This window comes from Christiangramia sp., assembly GCF_029937855.1.
Lineage (GTDB): Bacteria > Bacteroidota > Bacteroidia > Flavobacteriales > Flavobacteriaceae > Christiangramia.
In genome coordinates this window covers 50,280-71,387 of the sequence record NZ_JAPYPC010000007.1, presented here as the reverse complement: position 1 = coordinate 71,387, position 21,108 = coordinate 50,280, and the positions used below count along the sequence as shown (strand labels likewise).

Annotated in this window: 18 protein-coding genes; 11 read left to right on the top strand and 7 right to left on the bottom strand. The window is 37.2% G+C overall.

The features are described 5' to 3' along the window. The first annotated feature begins 16 nt into the window (after nt 1-16). Nucleotides 17-991, top strand: a complete 975-nt coding sequence (locus tag Q1K34_RS05810) for an acyl transferase (protein WP_300435727.1) — start codon at nt 17-19, stop codon at nt 989-991. A 580-nt stretch (nt 992-1,571) separates the two neighbouring features. Here Q1K34_RS05810 and tyrS read toward each other — a convergent pair. After that, nucleotides 1,572-2,867 carry a tyrosine--tRNA ligase gene (gene tyrS, locus Q1K34_RS05805; RefSeq protein WP_300435724.1) on the bottom strand — a complete coding sequence of 432 codons (1,296 nt, stop codon included), beginning with the start codon at nt 2,865-2,867 and terminating at the stop codon, nt 1,572-1,574. An 81-nt stretch (nt 2,868-2,948) separates the two neighbouring features. Between tyrS and Q1K34_RS05800 the strand changes: the two genes are divergently transcribed. Beyond that, entirely contained in the window at nt 2,949-3,962 is a 1,014-nt protein-coding gene (locus Q1K34_RS05800; protein ID WP_300435722.1) for an NAD-dependent epimerase/dehydratase family protein, read from the top strand. Here the strand turns inward: Q1K34_RS05800 and Q1K34_RS05795 are convergent. Genes Q1K34_RS05795 through Q1K34_RS05785 form a run of 3 tightly spaced genes read right to left on the bottom strand, consistent with a single transcriptional unit; the run spans nt 3,959 to nt 6,577 of the window. Next, nucleotides 3,959-4,513, bottom strand: coding sequence for a DUF4296 domain-containing protein (locus tag Q1K34_RS05795; RefSeq protein WP_300435720.1), 555 nt, complete (start codon nt 4,511-4,513; stop codon nt 3,959-3,961). The two genes, Q1K34_RS05800 and Q1K34_RS05795, sit on opposite strands and share 4 nt — an antisense overlap. Beyond that, nucleotides 4,503-5,846, bottom strand: coding sequence for a dihydroorotase (locus Q1K34_RS05790; RefSeq protein ID WP_300435717.1), 1,344 nt, complete (start codon nt 5,844-5,846; stop codon nt 4,503-4,505). The genes Q1K34_RS05795 and Q1K34_RS05790 overlap by 11 nt, the downstream gene beginning before the upstream one ends. Continuing rightward, nucleotides 5,846-6,577, bottom strand: coding sequence for a polyprenol monophosphomannose synthase (locus Q1K34_RS05785; protein WP_300435715.1), 732 nt, complete (start codon nt 6,575-6,577; stop codon nt 5,846-5,848). Before Q1K34_RS05785 ends, Q1K34_RS05790 begins: the two co-directional genes overlap by 1 nt. A gap of 104 nt (nt 6,578-6,681) precedes the next feature. Here Q1K34_RS05785 and Q1K34_RS05780 point away from each other — a divergent pair, with 104 nt between their 5' ends. Both Q1K34_RS05780 and Q1K34_RS05775 read left to right on the top strand, forming a co-directional pair. Then, entirely contained in the window at nt 6,682-7,335 is a 654-nt protein-coding gene (locus Q1K34_RS05780) for a DUF4271 domain-containing protein (RefSeq protein WP_300435713.1), read from the top strand. Nucleotides 7,336-7,358: 23 nt separating this feature from the next. Continuing rightward, nucleotides 7,359-8,105 (top strand): uroporphyrinogen-III synthase, encoded by a 747-nt coding sequence (locus Q1K34_RS05775; RefSeq protein ID WP_300435711.1) that lies wholly within the window; start codon nt 7,359-7,361, stop codon nt 8,103-8,105. An 80-nt stretch (nt 8,106-8,185) separates the two neighbouring features. Here the strand turns inward: Q1K34_RS05775 and pckA are convergent, their stop codons facing one another. Both pckA and Q1K34_RS05765 read right to left on the bottom strand, forming a co-directional pair. After that, nucleotides 8,186-9,784 (bottom strand): phosphoenolpyruvate carboxykinase (ATP), encoded by a 1,599-nt coding sequence (gene pckA, locus Q1K34_RS05770; RefSeq protein ID WP_300435708.1) that lies wholly within the window; start codon nt 9,782-9,784, stop codon nt 8,186-8,188. Between the two features lie 78 nt (nt 9,785-9,862). Then, nucleotides 9,863-10,252 (bottom strand): DUF423 domain-containing protein, encoded by a 390-nt coding sequence (locus Q1K34_RS05765; protein WP_300435705.1) that lies wholly within the window; start codon nt 10,250-10,252, stop codon nt 9,863-9,865. A gap of 66 nt (nt 10,253-10,318) precedes the next feature. Here Q1K34_RS05765 and Q1K34_RS05760 point away from each other — a divergent pair, with 66 nt between their 5' ends. Together Q1K34_RS05760 and Q1K34_RS05755 are read left to right on the top strand one after the other, a co-directional pair. Further along, complete coding sequence (locus Q1K34_RS05760; RefSeq protein ID WP_300435702.1) at nt 10,319-11,692, top strand: saccharopine dehydrogenase NADP-binding domain-containing protein; 1,374 nt, start codon at nt 10,319-10,321, stop codon at nt 11,690-11,692. A 49-nt stretch (nt 11,693-11,741) separates the two neighbouring features. Beyond that, nucleotides 11,742-12,212 carry an Lrp/AsnC ligand binding domain-containing protein gene (locus Q1K34_RS05755; protein WP_300435700.1) on the top strand — a complete coding sequence of 157 codons (471 nt, stop codon included), beginning with the start codon at nt 11,742-11,744 and terminating at the stop codon, nt 12,210-12,212. A gap of 165 nt (nt 12,213-12,377) precedes the next feature. Here the strand turns inward: Q1K34_RS05755 and Q1K34_RS05750 are convergent, their stop codons facing one another. After that, complete coding sequence (locus tag Q1K34_RS05750) at nt 12,378-13,070, bottom strand: zinc metallopeptidase (protein ID WP_300435697.1); 693 nt, start codon at nt 13,068-13,070, stop codon at nt 12,378-12,380. A 195-nt stretch (nt 13,071-13,265) separates the two neighbouring features. On the opposite strand from Q1K34_RS05750, the gene pyrH reads away from it, so the two are divergent. The 5 genes from pyrH to asnS all read left to right on the top strand — a co-directional run bounded on the left by pyrH (nt 13,266) and on the right by asnS (nt 21,108). Beyond that, nucleotides 13,266-13,973, top strand: coding sequence for a UMP kinase (pyrH, locus tag Q1K34_RS05745; RefSeq protein ID WP_300435694.1), 708 nt, complete (start codon nt 13,266-13,268; stop codon nt 13,971-13,973). 25 nt (nt 13,974-13,998) lie between these two features. Then, the gene (gene frr / locus Q1K34_RS05740) at nt 13,999-14,550 is read left to right on the top strand and encodes a ribosome recycling factor (protein WP_300435692.1); all 552 of its coding nucleotides are present in this window, start codon (nt 13,999-14,001) and stop codon (nt 14,548-14,550) included. 92 nt (nt 14,551-14,642) lie between these two features. Beyond that, nucleotides 14,643-17,099, top strand: a complete 2,457-nt coding sequence (locus Q1K34_RS05735; protein ID WP_300435689.1) for a DUF5686 family protein — start codon at nt 14,643-14,645, stop codon at nt 17,097-17,099. A 76-nt stretch (nt 17,100-17,175) separates the two neighbouring features. Further along, on the top strand, nt 17,176-19,590 hold the full coding sequence (locus tag Q1K34_RS05730) for an efflux RND transporter permease subunit (protein WP_300435687.1): 2,415 nt from the start codon (nt 17,176-17,178) through the stop codon (nt 19,588-19,590). A 75-nt stretch (nt 19,591-19,665) separates the two neighbouring features. After that, nucleotides 19,666-21,108, top strand: coding sequence for an asparagine--tRNA ligase (asnS, locus tag Q1K34_RS05725; RefSeq protein WP_300435684.1), 1,443 nt, complete (start codon nt 19,666-19,668; stop codon nt 21,106-21,108).

Below are 21,108 nucleotides of genomic sequence, written 5' to 3'. Positions count from 1 at the left end.
AACTCATCCAGTCTGTATGCTCCACAAAAGAATTTTTGAAATCTCAAATAAAGATGAATTTGAGGTTGTTGCATTGGAGGTTTTTCAACATCAATTCAGCAATAATAAAGTCTACAGAGAGTTTTGTAAGTTTCTAAAAAAAACTCCAAAGCTTGTAAATACTATAAAAGAGATTCCCTTTCTTCCTATAGAATTCTTTAAAACAAAAGATATAGTCAGTGATACGATAACTCCGGAAATTACTTTTACCAGCAGTGGCACCACCGGAACTACCACTAGTAAACACCATGTAACCAACCTGGCTATTTATGAAGAAAGTTTCTTAAAAACTTTTACTGAATTTTACGGGAACCCTTCAGATTATATTTTTCTCGCTTTGTTACCTTCTTATCTGGAAAGAAAAGGATCATCATTAATCTATATGGCAGATCATCTCATTAAAAGATCAGGAAATAAAGAAAGTGGATTTTACCTGAATAACATGGAGGAACTGTCTGAAAAATTGATAAATCTGGACACCGCAGGAAAAAAGGTGTTTCTAATAGGCGTTTCTTTCGCACTTCTTGACCTCATAGAAAAAAAACATTTCAATTTGAAAAATACAATTGTAATGGAAACTGGTGGAATGAAAGGCAGGCGCAAAGAAATGATCAGGGAAGAACTGCACCAGCATCTAAAAACTGGATTTGGAGTTAGAAAAATTCATAGCGAATATGGAATGACCGAATTACTTTCCCAGGCTTATTCAAAAGGGGAAGGTATTTTTGATTGTCCGGCATGGATGAGAATATTAATCCGCGATCCTGAAGATGCACTATCCTTATTACCTGAAGGTAAAACGGGTGGAATTAATGTAATTGACCTTGCCAATTTAAATTCATGCTCTTTTATTGCCACTCAGGATCTGGGGAGAGTAAAAAATAATAAAGTTGAAATTTTGGGAAGGTTTGATAACAGTGATGTAAGAGGCTGCAACTTACTTTTATTATAAAAATTTATTTTTTACCTGTAAAGTTTTAGAAAGTTTTACGACACACTTAGTGCAGGATGCAAATGACACTAAATCATTGGATTTCTGCAGGCTAAGTGAAATTTTTCATATTAGATTGGTTAGTTAGTTGCGAAGCCTTCAGATAATTTCTGAAGGCTTTCGTTTTATTTATTTATTAAATTATCAGTGGTGTCTGGTAACGATTTTAAGAACGAACCTAAGCCCACTATCTTTAATAGTTCAAAACTTTTTACTATTATTTATATACCCTCCCCTGCTTATAAATATTTTTAAATTGTGGCATTCTTTGAAAACACAATTTTAAATTTACTTTGTTTATCAGTTAGTTAAGTCCAGGTCTAATTTCTCATATCTAAAAGCGAAGCGGTCTAGTTTCTTTAACCGGACATGAGTAAAAATTATAAATGTATTTATGACTTCTGGAAAAAAGTAAGATAAAGAATCATGGCCATAGAAATAGCAAAGATGATCACACTTACAATATTTTCAGTTTTTGAATTATCCATATCCCGATATTACTCAAACCTACGTAATTCTCATGGATGTGGTTTGTAAAATTTTAATTAACCCGAATAATATAAGTATTCTTCTTTCCCTTGTTCAGGATCACATATTTATTATTAATAAGATCTTTCGAAGTAATTACATAATCTTCTTTTACCTTCTCCTTATTTACCGATACAGAATTCTCCTTTAAAGCTCTCCGGGCTTCCCCATTAGAATTAAGAAAACCAGTCTTTGCCGAAAGCGCAGCAATCATATCCAGCCCGTCTTCAATTTCTTTAGGAGCTACCTCAGCCTGGGGAACGCCTTCGAAAATATCTAAAAAAGTGGCTTCATCGAGTTTTCTAAAATCATCTGCGGTACTTTTACCAAACAAGACTTCAGAAGCCTTCAGAGCATTTTCATACTCTTCTTCATGATGAACCGCAATTGTCACTTCCTTCGCCAGGCGTTTTTGAAGTTTTCTTAGATGAGGCGATTCCTTGTGCTCTTCTATGATCGATTCAATTTCAGACTGATCTAAAAAAGTAAAAATTTTGATATATTTTTCAGCGTCTTCATCACTGGTATTCAACCAATACTGGTAGAATTTATAAGGAGAAGTTCGTTTAGCATCCAGCCAGATATTTCCTCCTTCACTTTTTCCAAACTTGCTTCCGTCACTTTTGGTGATCAAAGGGCAGGTAAGTGCATAAGCTTTTCCTCCGCCTTTTCTTCGAACCAATTCTGTTCCGGTTGTAATGTTTCCCCATTGATCGCTTCCTCCCATTTGCAGCGTACAACCCATCTTATCAAAAAGATGATAAAAATCGTAACCCTGTACTAGCTGATAGGTAAATTCAGTAAAGGACATTCCATCTGTTCCTTCTCCTGAAATTCGGTTTTTTACAGAATCCTTGGCCATCATATAATTTACAGTGATATGCTTGCCCACATCACGAATAAACTCCAGAAAACTTATTTCCTTCATCCAGTCGTAATTATTTACAAGAACGGCATCATTCTCCTTCCCGCTTTTAAAATCTAAAAACTGGGAAAGTTGGTTTTTCACACATTCCTGATTATGACGCAAAATTTTCTCATCTAAAAAATTTCTCTCACTGGATTTTCCGCTTGGATCCCCAATCATACCAGTTGCCCCTCCAACTAAAGCGACAGGTTTATGCCCGCTTCGTTGTAAATGCGCCAGCAACATAATGGGCACAAGATTTCCTATATGTAAAGAATCTGCTGTTGGGTCGAAACCAACATAAGCAGATCTCATTTCTTCCATCAGATGCTCTTCAGTTCCGGGCATGGAATCGTGTAACATTCCCCGCCAACGAAGTTCTTCTACCAGGTTCTTGTCCATAAAATTTTGTTCTTTTTAAAAGCAGCCGTAAAGATACCATTTACTCTTATTTTTCCTAAGTGCTTTAGCTATATTTACCACATGATTTTGGTAACCGGAGGAACTGGTTTAGTAGGTTCCCATCTATTGTTTAAGCTGGCGCAAAAAAATGAAAAGCTGAGGGCCCTCTACCGTCCTACTAGCGATCTAAATCAGGTGCGGAAAATTTTCGGCTATTATTCTGAAAAAGCTGAAGCAGATTTGTTGTTTAATCGAATTGAGTGGGTTACGGCAGACATTACTGATGTACCCGCGCTAAATCTTGCTTTTGAAAATATTACCGAAGTTTATCATTGTGCAGCCCTTATATCTTTTGACCCGGCAGATGAAAGAAAATTAAGAAAGATCAATATTGAAGGTACGGCGAATATTGTCAATCAGTGTATAGCCAATAAAATAAAAAAACTCTGTTACGTAAGTAGTATTGCCGCTTTAGGATCAACTACAAATGGTAAAACTATAGATGAAAATTCAAAATGGAATCCTGAAGAGCAACATAATGATTATGCTATTTCAAAATACGGAGCTGAAATTGAAGTGTGGCGAGGCACCCAGGAAGGTATAACTGCTGTTATAGTAAATCCTGGAGTGATTATTGGCCCCGGGTTTTGGAATTCGGGCAGCGGTAAAATTTTCAGCAAAATAGATAAAGGTTTGAAGTATCATTTTCCAAAAGTGACTGGCTTTATTGGGGTAAAAGATGTGGTTAGAAGCATGATCGCTCTAATGGAATCATCCTTAACCAATGAACAATTTATTATTATTTCTGAAAATATAAGCTTTGAAAAAGTGTTCAGGGAAACGGCAAATTATATGGATAGGCCGGAACCTACAAGAAAACTTAAAAAATGGATGATTGCCTTAGCCTGGGTTTTTCAAAAAACAGGAAGCATTTTCGGACGAAAAAGGCAGATCACCAAAGATGCTATTGAAGGCCTGCACGAAGAAACTTTTTATAGCAATCAGAAAATTAAAGAAAAACTGAATTTTGATTTTACTCCAATAAGCCAGGTTCTAAAAAACACTTCTGAACTCTATACTAAAGATAAATCTTAAGATTCTACCTTTAATACTCCTGGAGACTCAATAAGGCTGTCCTTTCCTTCTCGCAGAACCTCTTCAATCTCTGTTTGTTTTAAAGATTCTAGTTTTAAGGAGTCAATATTTTTAGTGTTTCCCTGCAAAGAGTTAAGAATAGCCAAAGAATCTTTTTTTGCTTTCTTAATGCTATCTTCCTTTTTTACCTCAATTTCCCTAATAGAATCCAGCCTATTCTTCATAACCTGTACCCTCGCCTTCACGCTGTCATAAATGCGCTCGTACTGGGTATATTGCTCTGCATACCAATCATTGCTTCGTTCTAACTGAAGACTGTCTATATCAAATTTTTCATAAATATAGCTATCTATATTTACGCCCGTATTTTCAAGCTTTTGCTTATTATAATTCCGGGCGGCGTGAAGCAAAGAAATTTCAGTAAGCACATCGATCATTTTTGATTCAGAAATAAGATCTTCCGGTCTCTCTGATTTTTTCAGATCCTGGCAGGAAACTGAAAAAATCAATAAAAATGATGCAAGAATGATATGAATTCGATTAACGATCAAAGCTTAATCTTTCGGCATTTTTAGCGAATGGTGTATGCTTAAAGTTTTTATAGACCAGTCTTCCATTAACAAAAGTATGGGTGACCCTAGACTTAAATGTGGTTCCTTCAAAAGGTGACCACTGGCATTTTGAGAAAATATTATCTGGTTGCACCGCCCATGGTGAATTAAGATCTACCAATACCAGATCTGCCTTATAACCTTCTCTTATAAAACCTCTTTTCTCCACCTGGAATAAGATGGCTGGATTATGACAGGCTTTTTCCACTATCTTTTCCAGGGAAATCTTCCCCTGATGATGCATTTGAAGTAGTGCTGGTAAGGCGTGCTGAACTAATGGACCACCACTGGGAGCTTTAGTATAGGCGTTTTTCTTCTCCTCTTTAGTATGTGGTGCGTGATCTGTGGCCAGAACATCCAGGTGATTATCCAAAAGTCCTGCTAATAAGGCTTCCTGATCCTTTTTTGTTTTTACAGCAGGATTCCATTTAATAAAAGTTCCTTTTTTTGCGTAATCTGAATCATTGAACCAAAGGTGGTGAATACACACTTCTGCAGTGATCTTTTTATCTTTTAAATCTTTTTTGTTATTGAAAAGACTTAATTCTTTTGCTGTAGAAATATGAAAAACATGTAATCTCGCCCCCGTCTTTTTAGCAAGTGCCACAGCTCTGGAAGAAGATTTATAACAGGCTTCTTCACTTCTAATTTTTGGATGCAGCTCAATTGGGATATCATCACCATACCTTTTAACACAATCTTCCAGGTTTTTTTGGATGGTTCCTTCATCTTCACAATGTGCGGCAATAAGAACAGGGGATTTTTTAAAAATCTGCTCCAGTACCTTTTCATCATCTACCAGCATATTACCGGTAGAAGAACCAAGGAATAATTTTAAAGCCGCTACATTCTTAGGATCTATCTTCTCGATTTCACTAAGGTTGTCGTTGGTTCCTCCAAACATGAAAGAATAATTGGCATAAGAAGTCTCAGCTGCTATTTTAAACTTCTCCTCTAACTTCTCTACAGTAGTTGTTTGAGGCAGGGTATTAGGCATTTCTATAAAAGAGGTTATCCCTCCAGCGACAGCGGCCCTTGAACCCGTTTCAATCGATTCTTTGTGAGTTAATCCAGGTTCTCTAAAATGAACCTGATCGTCGATAAGTCCCGGCAATAAATGGGTGCCTTCAGCATCAAAAATATTAACATCTGGAGATTTGGCACTTATACTTTCAGAAATTTCAGAAATGATCCCGTCTTCAATAAACACGTCACCATTAAATATTTTCCCTTCGTTTACAATTTTTGCGTTCTTGATTAAAACCTTCTTCATTAGACTTTTCTCCTGTTTAACAGACTTTTAAGCTTCATTTTAATTACCCCAAAAACGGCTTCAGAAATTATGGAGCCGCTCATTTTAGAAGTTCCACGAGTTCTATCAGTAAAAATTACCGGCACCTCTAAAATTTTAAAATTATGAAGATGAGCTTTGAACTTCATCTCTATCTGGAACGCGTATCCTACAAATTGTATTTTGTTTAGATCTATTGTTTCCAGTACTTTTCTTTTATAACATACAAAACCTGCCGTGGTATCCTGAATACCCATTCCCGTTACAAATCTAACATATCTGGAAGCAAGCCAGGACATTAATACCCTGTTCATTGGCCAGTTAATTACATTAACACCAGTAATATAACGGGAGCCAATTGCCACATCTGCACCATCCCTTTTACACGTATTGTATAACCTTGTTAGATCGTTAGGATTATGAGAGAAATCGGCATCCATTTCAAAAATAAATTCGTAATCTCTTTTTAAGGCCCACTTAAAACCATGAATATAAGCGGTTCCAAGACCTTGCTTTCCAACTCTCTCTTCAATGAACAATCTTTCAGGAAATTCAGCCTGCAATGTTCTTACCCGGGTGGCAGTTCCATCTGGAGAGTTATCATCCACCACCAGAATATGAAACTTTCGTCTTTGAGAGAATACATTTCTAATAATACGTTCTATATTCTCAATTTCATTAAAAGTGGGTATAATAATTATCCCATTTACCATTCCCAGAAATTTTGCACAAATGTATGCAAATTAAAACTTCAAAACTTTATGTTAGGCCATAGGAATAAAGGCCAAAATTTTACATTTGTAAAAAAATTTAATTCATGCAGGCGATAGAAAGAATTTATGAATATCAGGATTGGATTACTATCGTATTCCTGATTTGCTTTCTTCTTCTTGTGCTTGCTAAATTATTATTCCCACAACGTTTCGAGGAATTTATCTCCCTCCTGAACTCCGGCAAATTTATAGCCTTTAAGGGAAAAGAGAATAAAGCTTTTCATGCTTTTAACATTTTATTATTGGCGACACATACTTTAGCCGTATCCCTCTTTATATATATTGCTTACAACTACTTCTTCACTCCTTCAACACCTGCCCTTATTATCTTTATAAGAATCCTCACCGCATATTTTTGTTTGGTCTTTATTAAAGCCGGAGTGGAAAAAATTATAGGAAATATTTTTGAGCTGGATGAAAAGATGGATTATTACCTATTTCAAAAATTCACGTATCGTAATTTCATCGCGCTATTTATACTTATCGCCTCGTTATTTTTAGTCTACACAATCAATCCATCAACCTTAATTATAGGCCTTATAGTGGTTTCGGCAATTATTGCTAATCTAATCGGACTACTTAGTATTTATAGAAGAAATCAAAATGTGCTTAGCGCTAATTGGTTCTATTTTATTTTGTACCTTTGCGCACTTGAAATCGCCCCTTATATTATTTTGTACAAGCTCATTACAATTTAAATAGGATTTAATAAAGTTTATATATGAAAGTGAAAACAATTTTGGTTTCCCAGCCCGAACCTAAGGTAGAAAATTCACCTTATTTTGAGCTTGAGGAAAAGCAAAAGGTTAAAATTGATTTCATCCCTTTTATTCATGTTGAAGGCGTACCTTCAAAAGAAGTAAGGCAACAAAAAGTTGATCTTTCAAACTATTCGGCTATCATTCTTACCAGCCGGAATGCGGTAGATCATTTCTTTAGAATTGCTGAAGAAATGAGGTATAAAGTGCCAGATACCTTAAAATATTTTTGTTTAAGCGAAGCAGTGGCTTATTATTTACAGAAGTATGTGGTATATCGCAAGCGTAAGATTTATGTAGGGAAAAGGACTTTTGCTGAATTGGCTCCGCTCATCAAGAAGTATAAGAATGAGAAATTTCTTCTACCTTCTTCAGATATGCTGAAGCCAGATGTTCCTAAAACTTTAAATAAATTAGGTGTTGACTGGAAGAAAGCTGTTTTTTATAGAACGGTAGTTAGCGACCTTTCGCATCTAAAGGATGTAACTTATGATATCCTTGTGTTTTTTAGTCCCAGCGGTATAAAATCACTTTTTGAGAATTTCCCCGATTTCAAACAAAACGAAACCAGAATTGCAGTTTTTGGTAATACTACCATCAAAGCAGCAAAAGAGCATGGTTTAGTTTGCAATATTAAAGCTCCAACTCCGGAGACTCCAAGCATGACCATGGCTATTAATAAATACATTAGTGAAGTGAACAAGAAATAAGGTGCTCACAACATATAAAGCATAAAAAAATCCGGTTTTTAAAAACCGGATTTTTTGTTTCAACATCTAACAATTAAACACTATTCAACAGGAGCTCCGTCCATAATTTCTTCGTTTGCGTATTCCTCGAATTTACTGAAGTTCTTTTTGAAGAAATTTGAAAGCTCTTTTGCTTTAAGCTTATAAGCGTTTTGATCTTTCCAGGTATTCCCGGGATTTAATATTTCTGAAGGCACACCTTCACAGGTTTTTGGCATTTGCAGTCCAAAAATGTCATGCTTTTCATACTCTACGTGATCCAGTTTCCCTTCCAGGGCTGAACTAATCATTTCACGAGTATATTTTAATTTCATTCTGCTCCCCACTCCGTAAGGGCCACCAGTCCAACCTGTATTTACCAGCCACACATTCACATGGGCATCTTTCATCTTCTTACTTAGCATCTCTGCATATTCAGTGGGATGAAGAGGCATGAACGGAGCTCCGAAACAAGCTGAAAAACTCGGTACAGGCTCATCTACTCCCGCTTCGGTTCCAGCTACTTTTGCAGTATACCCACTAATAAAATGATATGCTGCCTGTCCCGGGGTAAGTTTACTTATAGGGGGCAACACCCCAAAAGCATCTGCCGTAAGGAAAAATATATTTTTTGGATTTTTCCCGGTGGATGGCTCCTGGATATTCTGAATATGGTGAATAGGATAGCTTACCCTTGTATTTTGAGTGATGCTGGTGTTTTCAAAGTCTACCTCACCATTGGAATCGAGTACCACATTTTCCAGAATTGCCCCGGGCTTTATAGCTCTGTATATATCTGGTTCATTCTCTTCAGATAAGTTGATCACTTTAGCGTAACAACCACCTTCAAAATTGAAGATCGTATTTTCGGCAGTCCAGCCATGCTCATCATCACCGATTAATCTTCTTTCAGGATCTGCGGAAAGAGTTGTTTTTCCAGTTCCCGATAGACCGAAGAAAATGGCAGTATCTCCCTCTTCTCCTACATTTGCTGAACAATGCATAGGAAGGGTATCCTCATAAACCGGAAGAATGAAATTAAGTGCTGAAAAAATCCCTTTTTTAATTTCGCCGGTATAGCCGGTGCCGCCAATCAGAGCAATCTTTTTACTAAAATTAAGAATGGCAAAATTTTCCTGTCTCGTACCGTCTACTTCAGGATCTGCCTTAAAACCAGGTGCATTAACTACTAACCAGTCTTCCTGAAAGTTATCCAGCTCTTTATCTTCTGCGCGCAAAAACATATTAAAAGCAAAAAGATTAGACCATGGATATTCATTCACCACTCTAATATTCAAACGGTATTTATCATCTGCACATGCATAGGCATCCCGGGCATAAACTTCCTTTCCTTCCAGATAAGCAGTGACTTTATTATAAAGTTTATCAAACTTATCTGATTCAAAAGGTATATTGATATCTCCCCACCATACCTTATCTTTTGTCACCTCATCTTTTACAATAAATCTGTCTTTTGGTGATCTTCCGGTAAACTGACCGGTATTGACAGCCAAAGCTCCAAATGAGCTTTCAACTCCCTGACCGAGCCTTAAAGTTTCCTGATGTAATTCCTGCGGAGATAGCTGATAATGTACTGTGGCATTTTTGATCCCGTAATCCTCTAACGAAATCGTTTTCGTAATTTGGGTGTTATCGACCATAAAAAAAGCAATTCTGTTGTTTGTTTAGGCGTACAAAAGTAAAAATCTTATGAAGATAAAACGTTAAACAAATTCAATTTATTTCTTTTTTAACTTTATAAAATTCAGCAACAAAACAATCCAACCAATAATTAAAAGACTGCCCCCAATGGGGGTGAGTAATGCTATAGAGGTGAAATCTACCCCAAATATACTTCCGGTAGAGAGCAGGTAGATAGAGCCCGAAAAAAGAATAATTCCAATAAGGATTAAATAAAAAAGCGAACGCAAAGTTTTTTCAGAAAAGGATTTAAAACTTCCAATGATCAATAATAAAAAGGCGTGATACATTTGAAATCGCACTCCGGTTTCAAAAGATTCTAAAGATTCGCTGGAAATAGCCTCTTTGAGTCCGTGAGCTGCGAATGCTCCAAAGATTACCGCAAACAAACCAAAAGCTGCACCCGCTATTAGAAATTTCCTGTTCATACTTTCAATTTTATTTCACTTAAAGTTTTAATACATTCGTCCAACTACACAAAACTAACTTAATTTATGCGAGAAATTTTAATTGTGGGAGCAGGAAAATCTACCTCTGTTCTCATAAATTACCTGCTAGAGCAGGCAGACAGCGAAGATCTTTTCTTAAGAATTGGAGACATTGATATTGAAAACGCTAAAAAAGCCTGTAATAATCATTCAAAATGTGAAGCTTTTGAGCTGGATGTTTTTAAAGCGGAAAGCAGAGAACCGGCTATAAAAAAAGCCGATATCGTTATCTCCATGCTCCCCGCACGATTTCATATTGAAGTGGCTAAAGATTGCCTAAAACTCGGTAAAAATATGGTCACCGCTTCTTATATAAGCGAAGAAATGAAAGCGCTTGATGAAGAAGTAAAGGCTAAAGGTTTGGTTTTTATGAATGAAATAGGTGTGGATCCGGGAATAGATCATATGAGTGCCATGCAGGTTATAGACCGAATTAGGGAAAAAAACGGTAAAATTTTATTATTTGAATCTTTTACAGGAGGGCTTGTAGCTCCTGAAAGTGACAATAACCTATGGAATTACAAATTTACCTGGAACCCAAGGAATGTGGTAGTCGCCGGCCAGGGTGGCGTGGCTGAATTTATTCAGGAAGGGAAATATAAATATATTCCCTACCACAGGTTATTTAGAAGAACCGAATTTCTTGAAATTGAAGGCCACGGAAAATTTGAAGGTTTAGCCAATAGAAATTCTTTAAAATACCAAAGTATCTACGGGCTTGAAGATGCACTTACCTTATATAGAGGAACTATAAGAAAAGTTGGATTTAGTCGCGCCTGGAATATGTTTGTTCAGTTGGGAATGACAGATGATAGTTTTCAGATGAAGGATTCTGAAGAAATGAGTTACAGAGATTTTATTAATTCCTTTCTTCCGTATTCCCCAAGTGATTCTGTGGAATTGAAGGTTAGGCATAACCTAAAAATAGACCAGGACGATATCATGTGGGAGAAACTCACAGAACTGGATCTATTCAATCCAAATAAAAAAATAGGCATTAAAAATGCTACTCCCGCCCAGGCTCTTCAAAAGATATTAATGGAAAAATGGTCTTTAGCCGAAGACGATAAAGACATGATCGTGATGTATCATAAGTTTGGATATGAATTGAATGGGGAGAGAAAGCAGATAGATTCTACCATGGTGCATATTGGTGAAGACCAGTCTAAAACCGCGATGGCCAAAACGGTAGGTTTACCGGTTGCAATGGCCACCATCATGATCTTAAACGGTGAAATCAAAACGCCCGGAGTTCAGCTTCCTATCCAAAAAGAGGTGTATGAGCCTATACTTAGTAAATTAGAAAAGCATGGTATAAAATTTAAAGAAAAAGAGACCAAGTACCTGGGATATAACCCATTTGGAGAAGTAGGTAATTAGATTTGGAAAGCATTTTTTGTACTTTAGCTTAACAACCAAAAAAGACTGTATGAAAATAGTGAATGATAATGTTAAGCTGGATGGAATTGATAAAACTATTCTCAATTTTCTAATGAAAGATGCAAAAAAGCCAATTCTCGAAATTGCCAAAAACATAGGGATCACCGGGGCTGCAGTCCACCAGCGCTTAAGAAAACTGGAGAAATCGGGATTAATTGAAGGTTCCAGAATGATGCTGGATGCCAGGCTGCTGGGTTATAAAACCATGGCCTTTGTTGGTGTATACCTGGATAAAGCAGTGAGCAATCCGCAAGCTGTTAAACAATTAAATGAAATTCCGGAAGTTATTGAATGTCACTATACTACAGGTAATTGGTCTATATTTTTAAAGATCCTTTGTACAGATAATGAACATTTAATGCATGTGCTGAATAAAAATATTCAGGCTATAGAGGGAGTTTCGCGGACGGAAACTTTTATATCGCTAAATCAGCAGATAGATAGACAGATCAAAATTTAAAGAACGAGACTGTCATAAAAAAGTCGAGAAAACATCATCCTGAATTTATTTCAGGATCTTAACTAATTGAAAATCAAGTTAAACTTGAAGCTGAATCAAGTTCAATCTGAATAAAAAAGGCTGCTAATTTAAGCAGCCTTTTTTATATAATTGAAAATTTTTCAATTAGTCTCTTCCCATAAATATTCCTATAAAATAAAGTAGGGTTGCCAATGAACCAACCGCTGCCACTACATATGTTCTGGCAGCCCATTTCAATGAATCCTCGGCTGCATCATGTTCTGCTGAAGTCAACATATTCTCAGTTTCCAACCATGCCAGCGCCCTGTTACTTGCGTCATATTCCACGGGTAAAGTAATAAAGCTAAACAATGTTCCCATGGCATACATAATTATACCAATAAGTAAAACAGTTTGCCCTACACCTGCTCCTACCATGGTCATAAGGATTAAACCTCCAAAAATAGCCCATTGCGATAATTTAGAAGCCACACTTACTACCGGCACCAGCTTACTTCTCATTTGCAACCAGCTATAAGCTTTAGCATGTTGTACGGCATGACCACATTCGTGCGCCGCTACTGCTGCCGCTGCTGCATTTCGCTGCGAATAAACACCTTCACTTAAGTTTACGGTTTTTTTAGATGGATTGTAATGATCTGAAAGCATCCCTGGCGTAGAAATTACTTTTACATCGCCAATACCATTGTCACGAAGCATTTTTTCAGCGATTTCCTTACCGCTCATCCCGTTTTGAAGATGAACCTTGGAATATTTCTTAAATTTACTTTTGAGCCTATTGCTCACGTACATACTTACTATAAAAATAAGTCCTGCGATTATATAATATCCTAACATGTTTTTTAAAATTTGTTGGTTTAATGAGTTCTAAATATATCAAAAATCCGGCCATTACAATTAAATGTCAGCCTTCATAAATGGCTGTTCGCGTTAATAATTATTAAAAGACTCTCAATGATTTTCAAAATAGTCGCTTTATATTTCACAAATTCAGATATTAGCTATATTTGCAACGATTATTAAAAAGCCGCTATGCAATACAAAAGAATACTTTTAAAACTATCAGGAGAAGCGTTAATGGGAAACCGTCAATATGGCATTGACCCCGAGCGTTTGGCAGAATATGCCGCAGAAATTAAAACGGTAGTTGATAAAGGTGTTGAGTTAGCAATCGTTATTGGAGGAGGTAATATTTTTAGAGGTGTTGCAGGAGCCAGCCGTGGGATGGATCGCGTGCAGGGTGACCATATGGGAATGCTCGCCACGGTGATCAACGGACTCGCGTTGCAAAGTGCTTTGGAGGATGCAGATATTCAAACAAGATTACAATCGGCCATTAAAATTAATGAAGTAGCAGAACCTTTTATACGCCGTAAAGCGATAAGGCACCTGGAAAAAGGGAGAGTGGTTATCTTTGGTGGCGGAACAGGAAATCCTTATTTCACTACAGATTCCGCAGCAGTTTTGAGAGCCATTGAAATTAAAGCTGATGTAATCCTGAAAGGTACACGTGTAGATGGAATCTATACTTCAGATCCCGAAAAAGACAAAGGCGCCACTAAATTCGATTTTATTACATTTGAAGACGTAATTAAAAAAGGCTTGAAAGTAATGGACACAACAGCCTTCACCCTTAGCCAGGAAAACGAATTACCAATAATAGTTTTCGACATGAATAAACCCGGAAACCTGCTTAAAGTAGCTACCGGAGAACGTGTGGGAACCAAAGTAAACTTATAAATCTCAAATTGTAAATCATATTAAAATGGATGAAGTTGAATTTATTTTAGAGGAGGCAAAAGAAGGAATGGAAAAAGCCATTTCGCATCTTAAAAAACAACTTTCAAATATACGTGCCGGAAAAGCAAGTCCAAGCATGCTTGGTAGTGTTATGGTAGAATATTACGGATCTCAAACTCCGCTTCAGCAGGTGGCAAACGTAAATACCCCCGATGCAAGAACACTTTCTATTCAACCTTTTGAAAAAAGTATGATTGCAGAAATATCTAAGGGTATCATGCAGGCGAACCTTGGTTTTAATCCAATGAATAATGGCGAAAGTGTGATCATAAATGTTCCTCCTCTTACTGAAGAAAGAAGAAAACAGCTTTCCAAGCAAGCCAAAGCAGAGGCTGAAGACGCGAAGGTTGGCGTTAGAAATGATAGGAAGCAGGCAATGCAGGAACTTAAAAAGCTTGATATTTCTGAAGACCTTTTAAAGAGTTCTGAAGAGGATGTGCAGGAATTAACCAATACCTATATTGAAAGAATTGATAAGATTCTTACTGTAAAAGAAACAGAGATCATGACTGTTTAATGTTCTCCAAACCACATACTTTTGCCGGTTTAGATCTGAAAAAATCAGATTTAAACCGGCTTTTTTTATAATTTTTTAGCCAGAGCAACCCCATGCGTAACTCCTTTTTATTTGTGTTTTTCTTTTGCAGCCTCTGCACCTTCGGGCAAAAGGTGATCCACGGAAAAGTTATAAATAAAGACACACGGGAGCCCTTAGCCTATGCCAAAATCAAATTAGAAGAAGAACAAATTCTCACAAATATAGATGGTAGTTTCCAAATAGAACTTTCCGAAGAAACCGAAGATATTCAAATCTCTTATGTAGGTTTTGAAACGATCAATATTCATTTAACCAACGCCACGAAATATCTTCAGGTTAGTATGACCCCTAAATATGAGCAACTAGAAACGGTCACGATCTCCGACGGCAAAAACCCAGCGGAAGAGCTTATAAAAAGAGCCATTGAGCGCCGGGACACCAATGACCCCGAAAAAGTACTGGATGCTTATAAATATACTTCCTACACCAAATTCATCATAGATAATGAATTCAGAGGAATTTCCTTACAGGCAGATTCTACCTCTAATGCGATGCAAACCATCATTAATGAAGGCAGAGCTTATCTTTCAGAAAAAATTTCAGAGCATAGCTATTCTTCAAAAAACGGAAGAAGGGAAGATGTTATTGGGATAGAAACCGCCGGTTTCAGCAAACCGATCTATAATGTAATCGCCATGGAAGTGAATCCTTTTTCACTGTATCAAAACGATTATGAATTGTACAAAACTGAATATGCCGGTCCCCTTGCAAATAATGCCCTTAAAAATTATGAATATCAAATCCTGGATACCATAGCTTCGGAAAGGCCGTCTTATATGGTTTATTTTAAGCCTAAACGGGAAAAGATCGTAGCGGGCCTGGAAGGTATTCTCTACCTGGATGCTGAAAGTCTTGCTATTCAGAAAGCGACGGCACAACTTTTAGGCGCTATAAAATTAGAAGTCACCCATACTTACAAATATTATCCAGAAAAAGAACTTTGGTTTCCTTCAGAACAAACCACCAGGATTAGGCCTGGTTCCGGAGGGAAAGAAATTGCTGTTTTTGGCGGTACAATTTCTGTCGGGGCCGTTCAAAAAGGAGGGGGCTTACTGGGTAATATTTTTGGTTCTGAAACAACTTCTAATGATATCTATCTAAATTCTACCACCAAAAACTATGATATAGACCTGGAATTTCATCCAAATGTAAAAATTACCGATGCTGAAATTAATGTCTCCAGCAATGCTATACAGAGAGATCCTGGCTTTTGGCAGAGAAACAGGAAAATGGAATTTTCCTCCCGGGATGAAGCCACAAAAGAAAAAGTAGACAGTCTTATAAAGGTGGGTAATGTAGAGCGAAAGATTGAAGTAAAACAGGCGACTGCCTCTGGCTCTTACCCTATAAAGTATTGGGATTTAGATCTAAGTAAAATCTTTAAATTCAACAATTATGAGGGGATTCGCCTGGGATTTGGAGGTAGAACCAATGACCGGCTTTCAGATAAATTCAATATTAATGGATATACCACCTATGGTTTTAAAGACGAAGTTCTAAAATATGGTATTGGCACCCAGCTTTATCTGAATAAAAAAAATGGCACAAAGCTTAATTTTAATTTTTCCAGGGATATTCAGGAAACCGCTTCCTTTAAATACTTAAAGGGAAAAAATACCTTCTCTATCCTGGAACCCAGGTTTGTAAACATTAATTTCTTTTACAATTATCGCCGTTACTCTGTAGGAATAGAACACCAGATATTTCCAAAATTTGATGCTCAAGTGAGATTATCTAAAGAAGATATCTGGCAGATCAGGGATTATATTTTTATAGAAAACTCTGAGGAGTTTCAGGATTACGATTTTACTACAGCTACTTTTTCTTTTCTATGGAGGCCATTTTCTAGATTCCTGAATACCCCGGATGGGAATATTATCCTTAAAAAAGATTTCCCTCAGTTTACCGGACAGATAGAACAATCTTTTTCAAGTTTAGGCGGGGATTTTAGTTTTACAAGAATTGGTTTAAAGACGGAACATGAGATTAAGCGATTGGATAATTCCAGAACTGAATTCATCCTGGAAGGGAATTATGCTTTTGGCGATATTCCCTTGACCCACGCTTTTCATTCTTATCCCAATAATCCCAATAAGGAAAGTATCTTCCGAAGATTTTCGGTAGCGGGGAGAAACAGTTTTGAAACCATGTATTTCAACGAGTTTTACAGCACCAGCCAGGCTATGTTACATGTTCGCCATCAATTGAGGCCCTTTCAAATTTCCGAAAAATTCCAGCCTGAGCTTGTTTTTATTTCGCGGCATGCCATTGGTGATTTTGAAGATCCGGAAAAACATCAGAATGTATCTTTCAATACCCTGGAGCACGGTTATTCTGAAGCCGGCCTGGAATTAAATAAACTTTTTGCAGGTTTCGGATTAAGTACAGCGTATCGATATGGCGCCTATCACCTCCCCAGCTTCAAAGAAAATTTTTCCTTTAAGTTCACGTTGCAGCTTCAACTTTAACAGCCCAGAGATTAATCGATTAATAACAAACTAATTAACATAGCTTTTTTTACCTTTGCACCGCTAAAAAGAAGCCATGCAGAAGATCTTTAGCTTTGGATTTTGGAACTCCATTGCAAGCCTTATTTTAAGAAACAGAATTGTTATAATTCTCCTTATCGGGATAACTACTTTCCTGCTTTCTACCCAATGGAAAAACATGCGTTTTTCGTATACCGAGGCCAACCTGATGCCAGATGATCATCCGGTTAACATCAGTTACAATGATTTTCTTGATAAATTTGGAGAAGAAGGAAACCTCATTCTTTTAGGGGTGCAGGACTCTGCCCTTTTTACTCCTGAAAAATTTAAAGCATGGAATGAGCTTACTGCTAAGCTTACTGAATATCCGGAAGTAGATCATATAATTTCCCCGGCAAGTCTTCAGGAATTGAAGAAATTTGAAGATCCCAAGCGATTTGAAATGGTGCCTATCCTGGAGGATGATTCACCGGATAAAGCTGAACTAAAGCAATTTGAAAACAAACTTTTTACTGAACTTCCTTTCTATGAAAATTTAGTTTACAGTTCTCATTCCAATACCATCCAGTCTGCACTTTATCTAAACAAAGAACTTGTAAATACCAAAGCAAGAAAAATATTTGTTCTTGAAGAACTTGAACCTCTCATTGAGGAATTTGAAGAGCAAAATAATATAGATGTCCGGGTATCGGGAATGCCTTATATACGAACACTGAACGCACAAAACATCGTTGATGAAATTGGCCTTTTTATAGTTGCCGCCCTTATAGTCACCTCGCTGATTTTCTTTTTCTTCTTCCGCTCCATCCGTGCTACGATCATTTCTATGGTCACCGTTTGTATTGGTGTGATGTGGGCCTTTGGAGTCATAGGGCTTCTACATTATGAAATTACGATTCTAACGGCTCTAATTCCCCCGCTAATCATCGTGATCGGAATTCCTAACTGTATTTTTCTTATCAATAAATATCAGCAGGAAATAAAAAAACATGGAAACCAGGCAAAATCGCTTCAGCGGGTAATCACCAAAGTTGGAAATGCCACTTTAATGACCAATGTTACCACTGCGTCTGGATTTGCCACTTTTATTTTAACCGATAGTCAGTTACTACGGGAATTCGGGGTGGTAGCTTCTATCAATATTCTGGCGATTTTCATTTTAAGCTTGTTGATAATCCCGGTGATCTACAGTTATTTAAATCCGCCAAAAGACAGGCATTTAAAACATTTAACCAAAAAATGGGTCGGAGGCTTTGTGAACTGGATGGAAAACATGGTGCGCCATCATAGAATAGCGATTTATATTTCTTCCGTAGTACTGCTTGCACTGAGTATTGTTGGGATATACACCATAAAAGTTTCTGGAAGTATACTGGAAGATATGCCCCAGAACACCCAGTTTTATCAGGATGTAAAATTCTTTGAAAGAGAGTTTGACGGTGTAATGCCCCTGGAAATTTTAATTGATACTAAACGACCCAAGGGGGTTTTAAAACTTTCCACACTTAAACGAATGGAAGAACTGGAAAATTTTATTCAGAATATTCCTGAACTTTCCAAGCCACTTTCAGTTAACCGACTTGTTAAATACTCCAAACAGGCGTACTATAATAGCAATCCAAAATATTACCAGTTACCAACTTCACAGGAGCGTAACTTCATTATGCCATACGCCAAGAGCTTATCCTCCAGCGAAGGTATCATGCAATCTTATGTAGATTCTACCGGTCAATACGCCCGGATCACCACTTTTATGAAAGATGTTGGCACGGAGAAAATGGAAGAAATTGAAAATGATCTTCTGCCACAAATTCGAAAGATCTTTCCGGAGGAGCGATATAATGTTTCCCTTACCGGGAAAGCCTTATTGTTTCAGAAAGGGACCAATTACCTGGTTAGAAACCTTATAATTTCATTGGGTCTGGCCATTCTTCTTATTGCAATTCTAATGGCATGGATGTTCAGAAGTTTTAAAATGATCCTGATATCACTGGTACCGAATTTACTTCCTTTACTGGTAACTGCAGGTGTTATGGGATTCCTGGGAGTCCCAATTAAACCTTCTACGATCCTGGTATTCAGTATTGCCTTTGGAATTTCGGTAGACGATACCATACATTTTCTGGCAAAGTACCGGCAGGAACTCAAAGCAAATAGCTGGAAAATAAAGCGATCTGTATATGCGGCTTTAAGAGAAACCGGTGTGAGTATGTTCTACACTTCCATAGTGCTGTTCTTTGGATTTTCAGTATTTATGATCAGTAGTTTTGGAGGTACTGTGGCGTTGGGTGGACTTGTTTCAGCTACTCTGCTGTTCGCAATGCTCGCCAATTTATTGTTATTACCTTCCTTACTTTTATCTCTGGAAAAAAGTATCGCCAACAAGAAAGTACTTAAAGAGCCGGCGATAAAGATCATTGAAACCGAAGAGGATGAGAACAATTATAAATCTGAAGAACAAAAGAATTAAAATTATTAATAAAAACAGCCTGCTTGCTAAGCTTCAGGCGAAAAACTATCTTTGTTTTTTCTAAATTTCAACTAAATGATACAAGCAAAAATCGCTGAAATACTGGAAAGCGATCAGTTTTTACAGGAACACCATGTTAAAGGTTGGGTGCGCTCTTTCAGGAGCAACAGGTTTATTGCACTTAATGATGGTTCAACCTTAAAAAACCTTCAGTGTGTTATCGATTTTGAAAATACCGATGAAGACCTTATCAAAAGAATAAACGTAGGTGCGGCAATTTCTGTAAAGGGAACTCTAAAAGAAAGCCTTGGAAGTCAGCAACGTGTGGAAATAGAAGTGACTGAACTTAAAATTCTGGGTGATGCAAACCCGGAAGAAGTGAAATACACCATCCTTTCTCCAAAGAAACACAGCCTGGAAAAACTTCGTGAGCAGGCACATTTAAGAGTGCGCACCAATACTTTTGGTGCAGTGATGAGGGTAAGGAGTAAATTGTCTTTTGCGGTACATAAATATTTTCAGGATAGAAATTTCTATTATGTGAACACACCGATAATTACAGGTAGTGATGCTGAAGGCGCCGGAGAAATGTTCAGGGTTTCTGTCCTGGATATGAAAAACCCTCCAAAAAACGAAGATGGCAGCATCAATTATAAAGAAGATTTCTTCGGAAAAGAAACCAATTTAACGGTTTCGGGACAGCTGGAAGCAGAAACTTTTGCCCTTGGGCTTGGGCAGGTATATACCTTTGGCCCTACTTTTAGAGCTGAAAATTCCAATACTTCGCGTCATCTTGCTGAATTCTGGATGATAGAACCTGAGGTTGCCTTTTGTGATCTGGACCAAAATATGGATTTGGCTGAAGATTTTATTAAGTATGTGCTGCGATATATCCTGGAAAATGCAAAAGATGACCTGGAATTCCTTGCTGAAAGACAGGAAAATGAAGATAAGCTTAAGCCGAAAGCAGAACGCAGCGACATGAACCTCCTGGAAAAGCTCAATTTTGTACTGGATAATAATTTCAAGAGAGTAAGCTATACCGAAGCAATAGAGATCCTGAAGAATTCAAAACCTAACAAAAAGAAGAAATTCAATTATATCATTGAAGAATGGGGTGCAGATCTACAAAGTGAGCATGAAAGATTTCTTGTGGAAAAACATTTTAAATGCCCGGTGATTCTTTTTGATTATCCTGCCAATATTAAGGCCTTCTACATGAGAATGAATGAGGACGGAAAAACGGTTAGAGCAATGGATATTCTTTTCCCTGGGATTGGAGAGATCGTTGGCGGAAGTCAGCGTGAAGAACGTTTAGACGTTCTCAAAGAAAAGATGGCTGAGCTTGATATCCCAGAAGAAGAATTATGGTGGTATCTTGATACCCGTAAATTTGGAACTTGTGTTCATAGTGGGTTTGGACTTGGTTTTGAAAGGCTTGTTCAGTTTACAACGGGTATGGGGAATATTAGAGATGTAATCCCATTCCCTCGTACGCCGCAAAACGCAGAATTTTAA

Bases quoted from the DNA above. Each gene is read 5' to 3' on its own strand.
- Q1K34_RS05730 (WP_300435687.1), top strand. From the start codon at position 17,176: ATGCAGAAGATCTTTAGCTTTGGATTTTGGAACTCCATTGCAAGCCTT.
- pyrH (WP_300435694.1), top strand. From the start codon at position 13,266: ATGCAATACAAAAGAATACTTTTAAAACTATCAGGAGAAGCGTTAATG.
- Q1K34_RS05790 (WP_300435717.1), bottom strand. From the start codon at position 5,846: ATGAAGAAGGTTTTAATCAAGAACGCAAAAATTGTAAACGAAGGGAAA.
- asnS (WP_300435684.1), top strand. From the start codon at position 19,666: ATGATACAAGCAAAAATCGCTGAAATACTGGAAAGCGATCAGTTTTTA.
- Q1K34_RS05750 (WP_300435697.1), bottom strand. From the start codon at position 13,070: ATGTTAGGATATTATATAATCGCAGGACTTATTTTTATAGTAAGTATG.
- Q1K34_RS05780 (WP_300435713.1), top strand. From the start codon at position 6,682: ATGCAGGCGATAGAAAGAATTTATGAATATCAGGATTGGATTACTATC.
- Q1K34_RS05765 (WP_300435705.1), bottom strand. From the start codon at position 10,252: ATGAACAGGAAATTTCTAATAGCGGGTGCAGCTTTTGGTTTGTTTGCG.
- tyrS (WP_300435724.1), bottom strand. From the start codon at position 2,867: ATGGACAAGAACCTGGTAGAAGAACTTCGTTGGCGGGGAATGTTACAC.
- Q1K34_RS05810 (WP_300435727.1), top strand. From the start codon at position 17: ATGCTCCACAAAAGAATTTTTGAAATCTCAAATAAAGATGAATTTGAG.
- pckA (WP_300435708.1), bottom strand. From the start codon at position 9,784: ATGGTCGATAACACCCAAATTACGAAAACGATTTCGTTAGAGGATTAC.
- Q1K34_RS05755 (WP_300435700.1), top strand. From the start codon at position 11,742: ATGAAAATAGTGAATGATAATGTTAAGCTGGATGGAATTGATAAAACT.
- Q1K34_RS05775 (WP_300435711.1), top strand. From the start codon at position 7,359: ATGAAAGTGAAAACAATTTTGGTTTCCCAGCCCGAACCTAAGGTAGAA.
- frr (WP_300435692.1), top strand. From the start codon at position 13,999: ATGGATGAAGTTGAATTTATTTTAGAGGAGGCAAAAGAAGGAATGGAA.
- Q1K34_RS05760 (WP_300435702.1), top strand. From the start codon at position 10,319: ATGCGAGAAATTTTAATTGTGGGAGCAGGAAAATCTACCTCTGTTCTC.
- Q1K34_RS05735 (WP_300435689.1), top strand. From the start codon at position 14,643: ATGCGTAACTCCTTTTTATTTGTGTTTTTCTTTTGCAGCCTCTGCACC.
- Q1K34_RS05800 (WP_300435722.1), top strand. From the start codon at position 2,949: ATGATTTTGGTAACCGGAGGAACTGGTTTAGTAGGTTCCCATCTATTG.
- Q1K34_RS05785 (WP_300435715.1), bottom strand. From the start codon at position 6,577: ATGGTAAATGGGATAATTATTATACCCACTTTTAATGAAATTGAGAAT.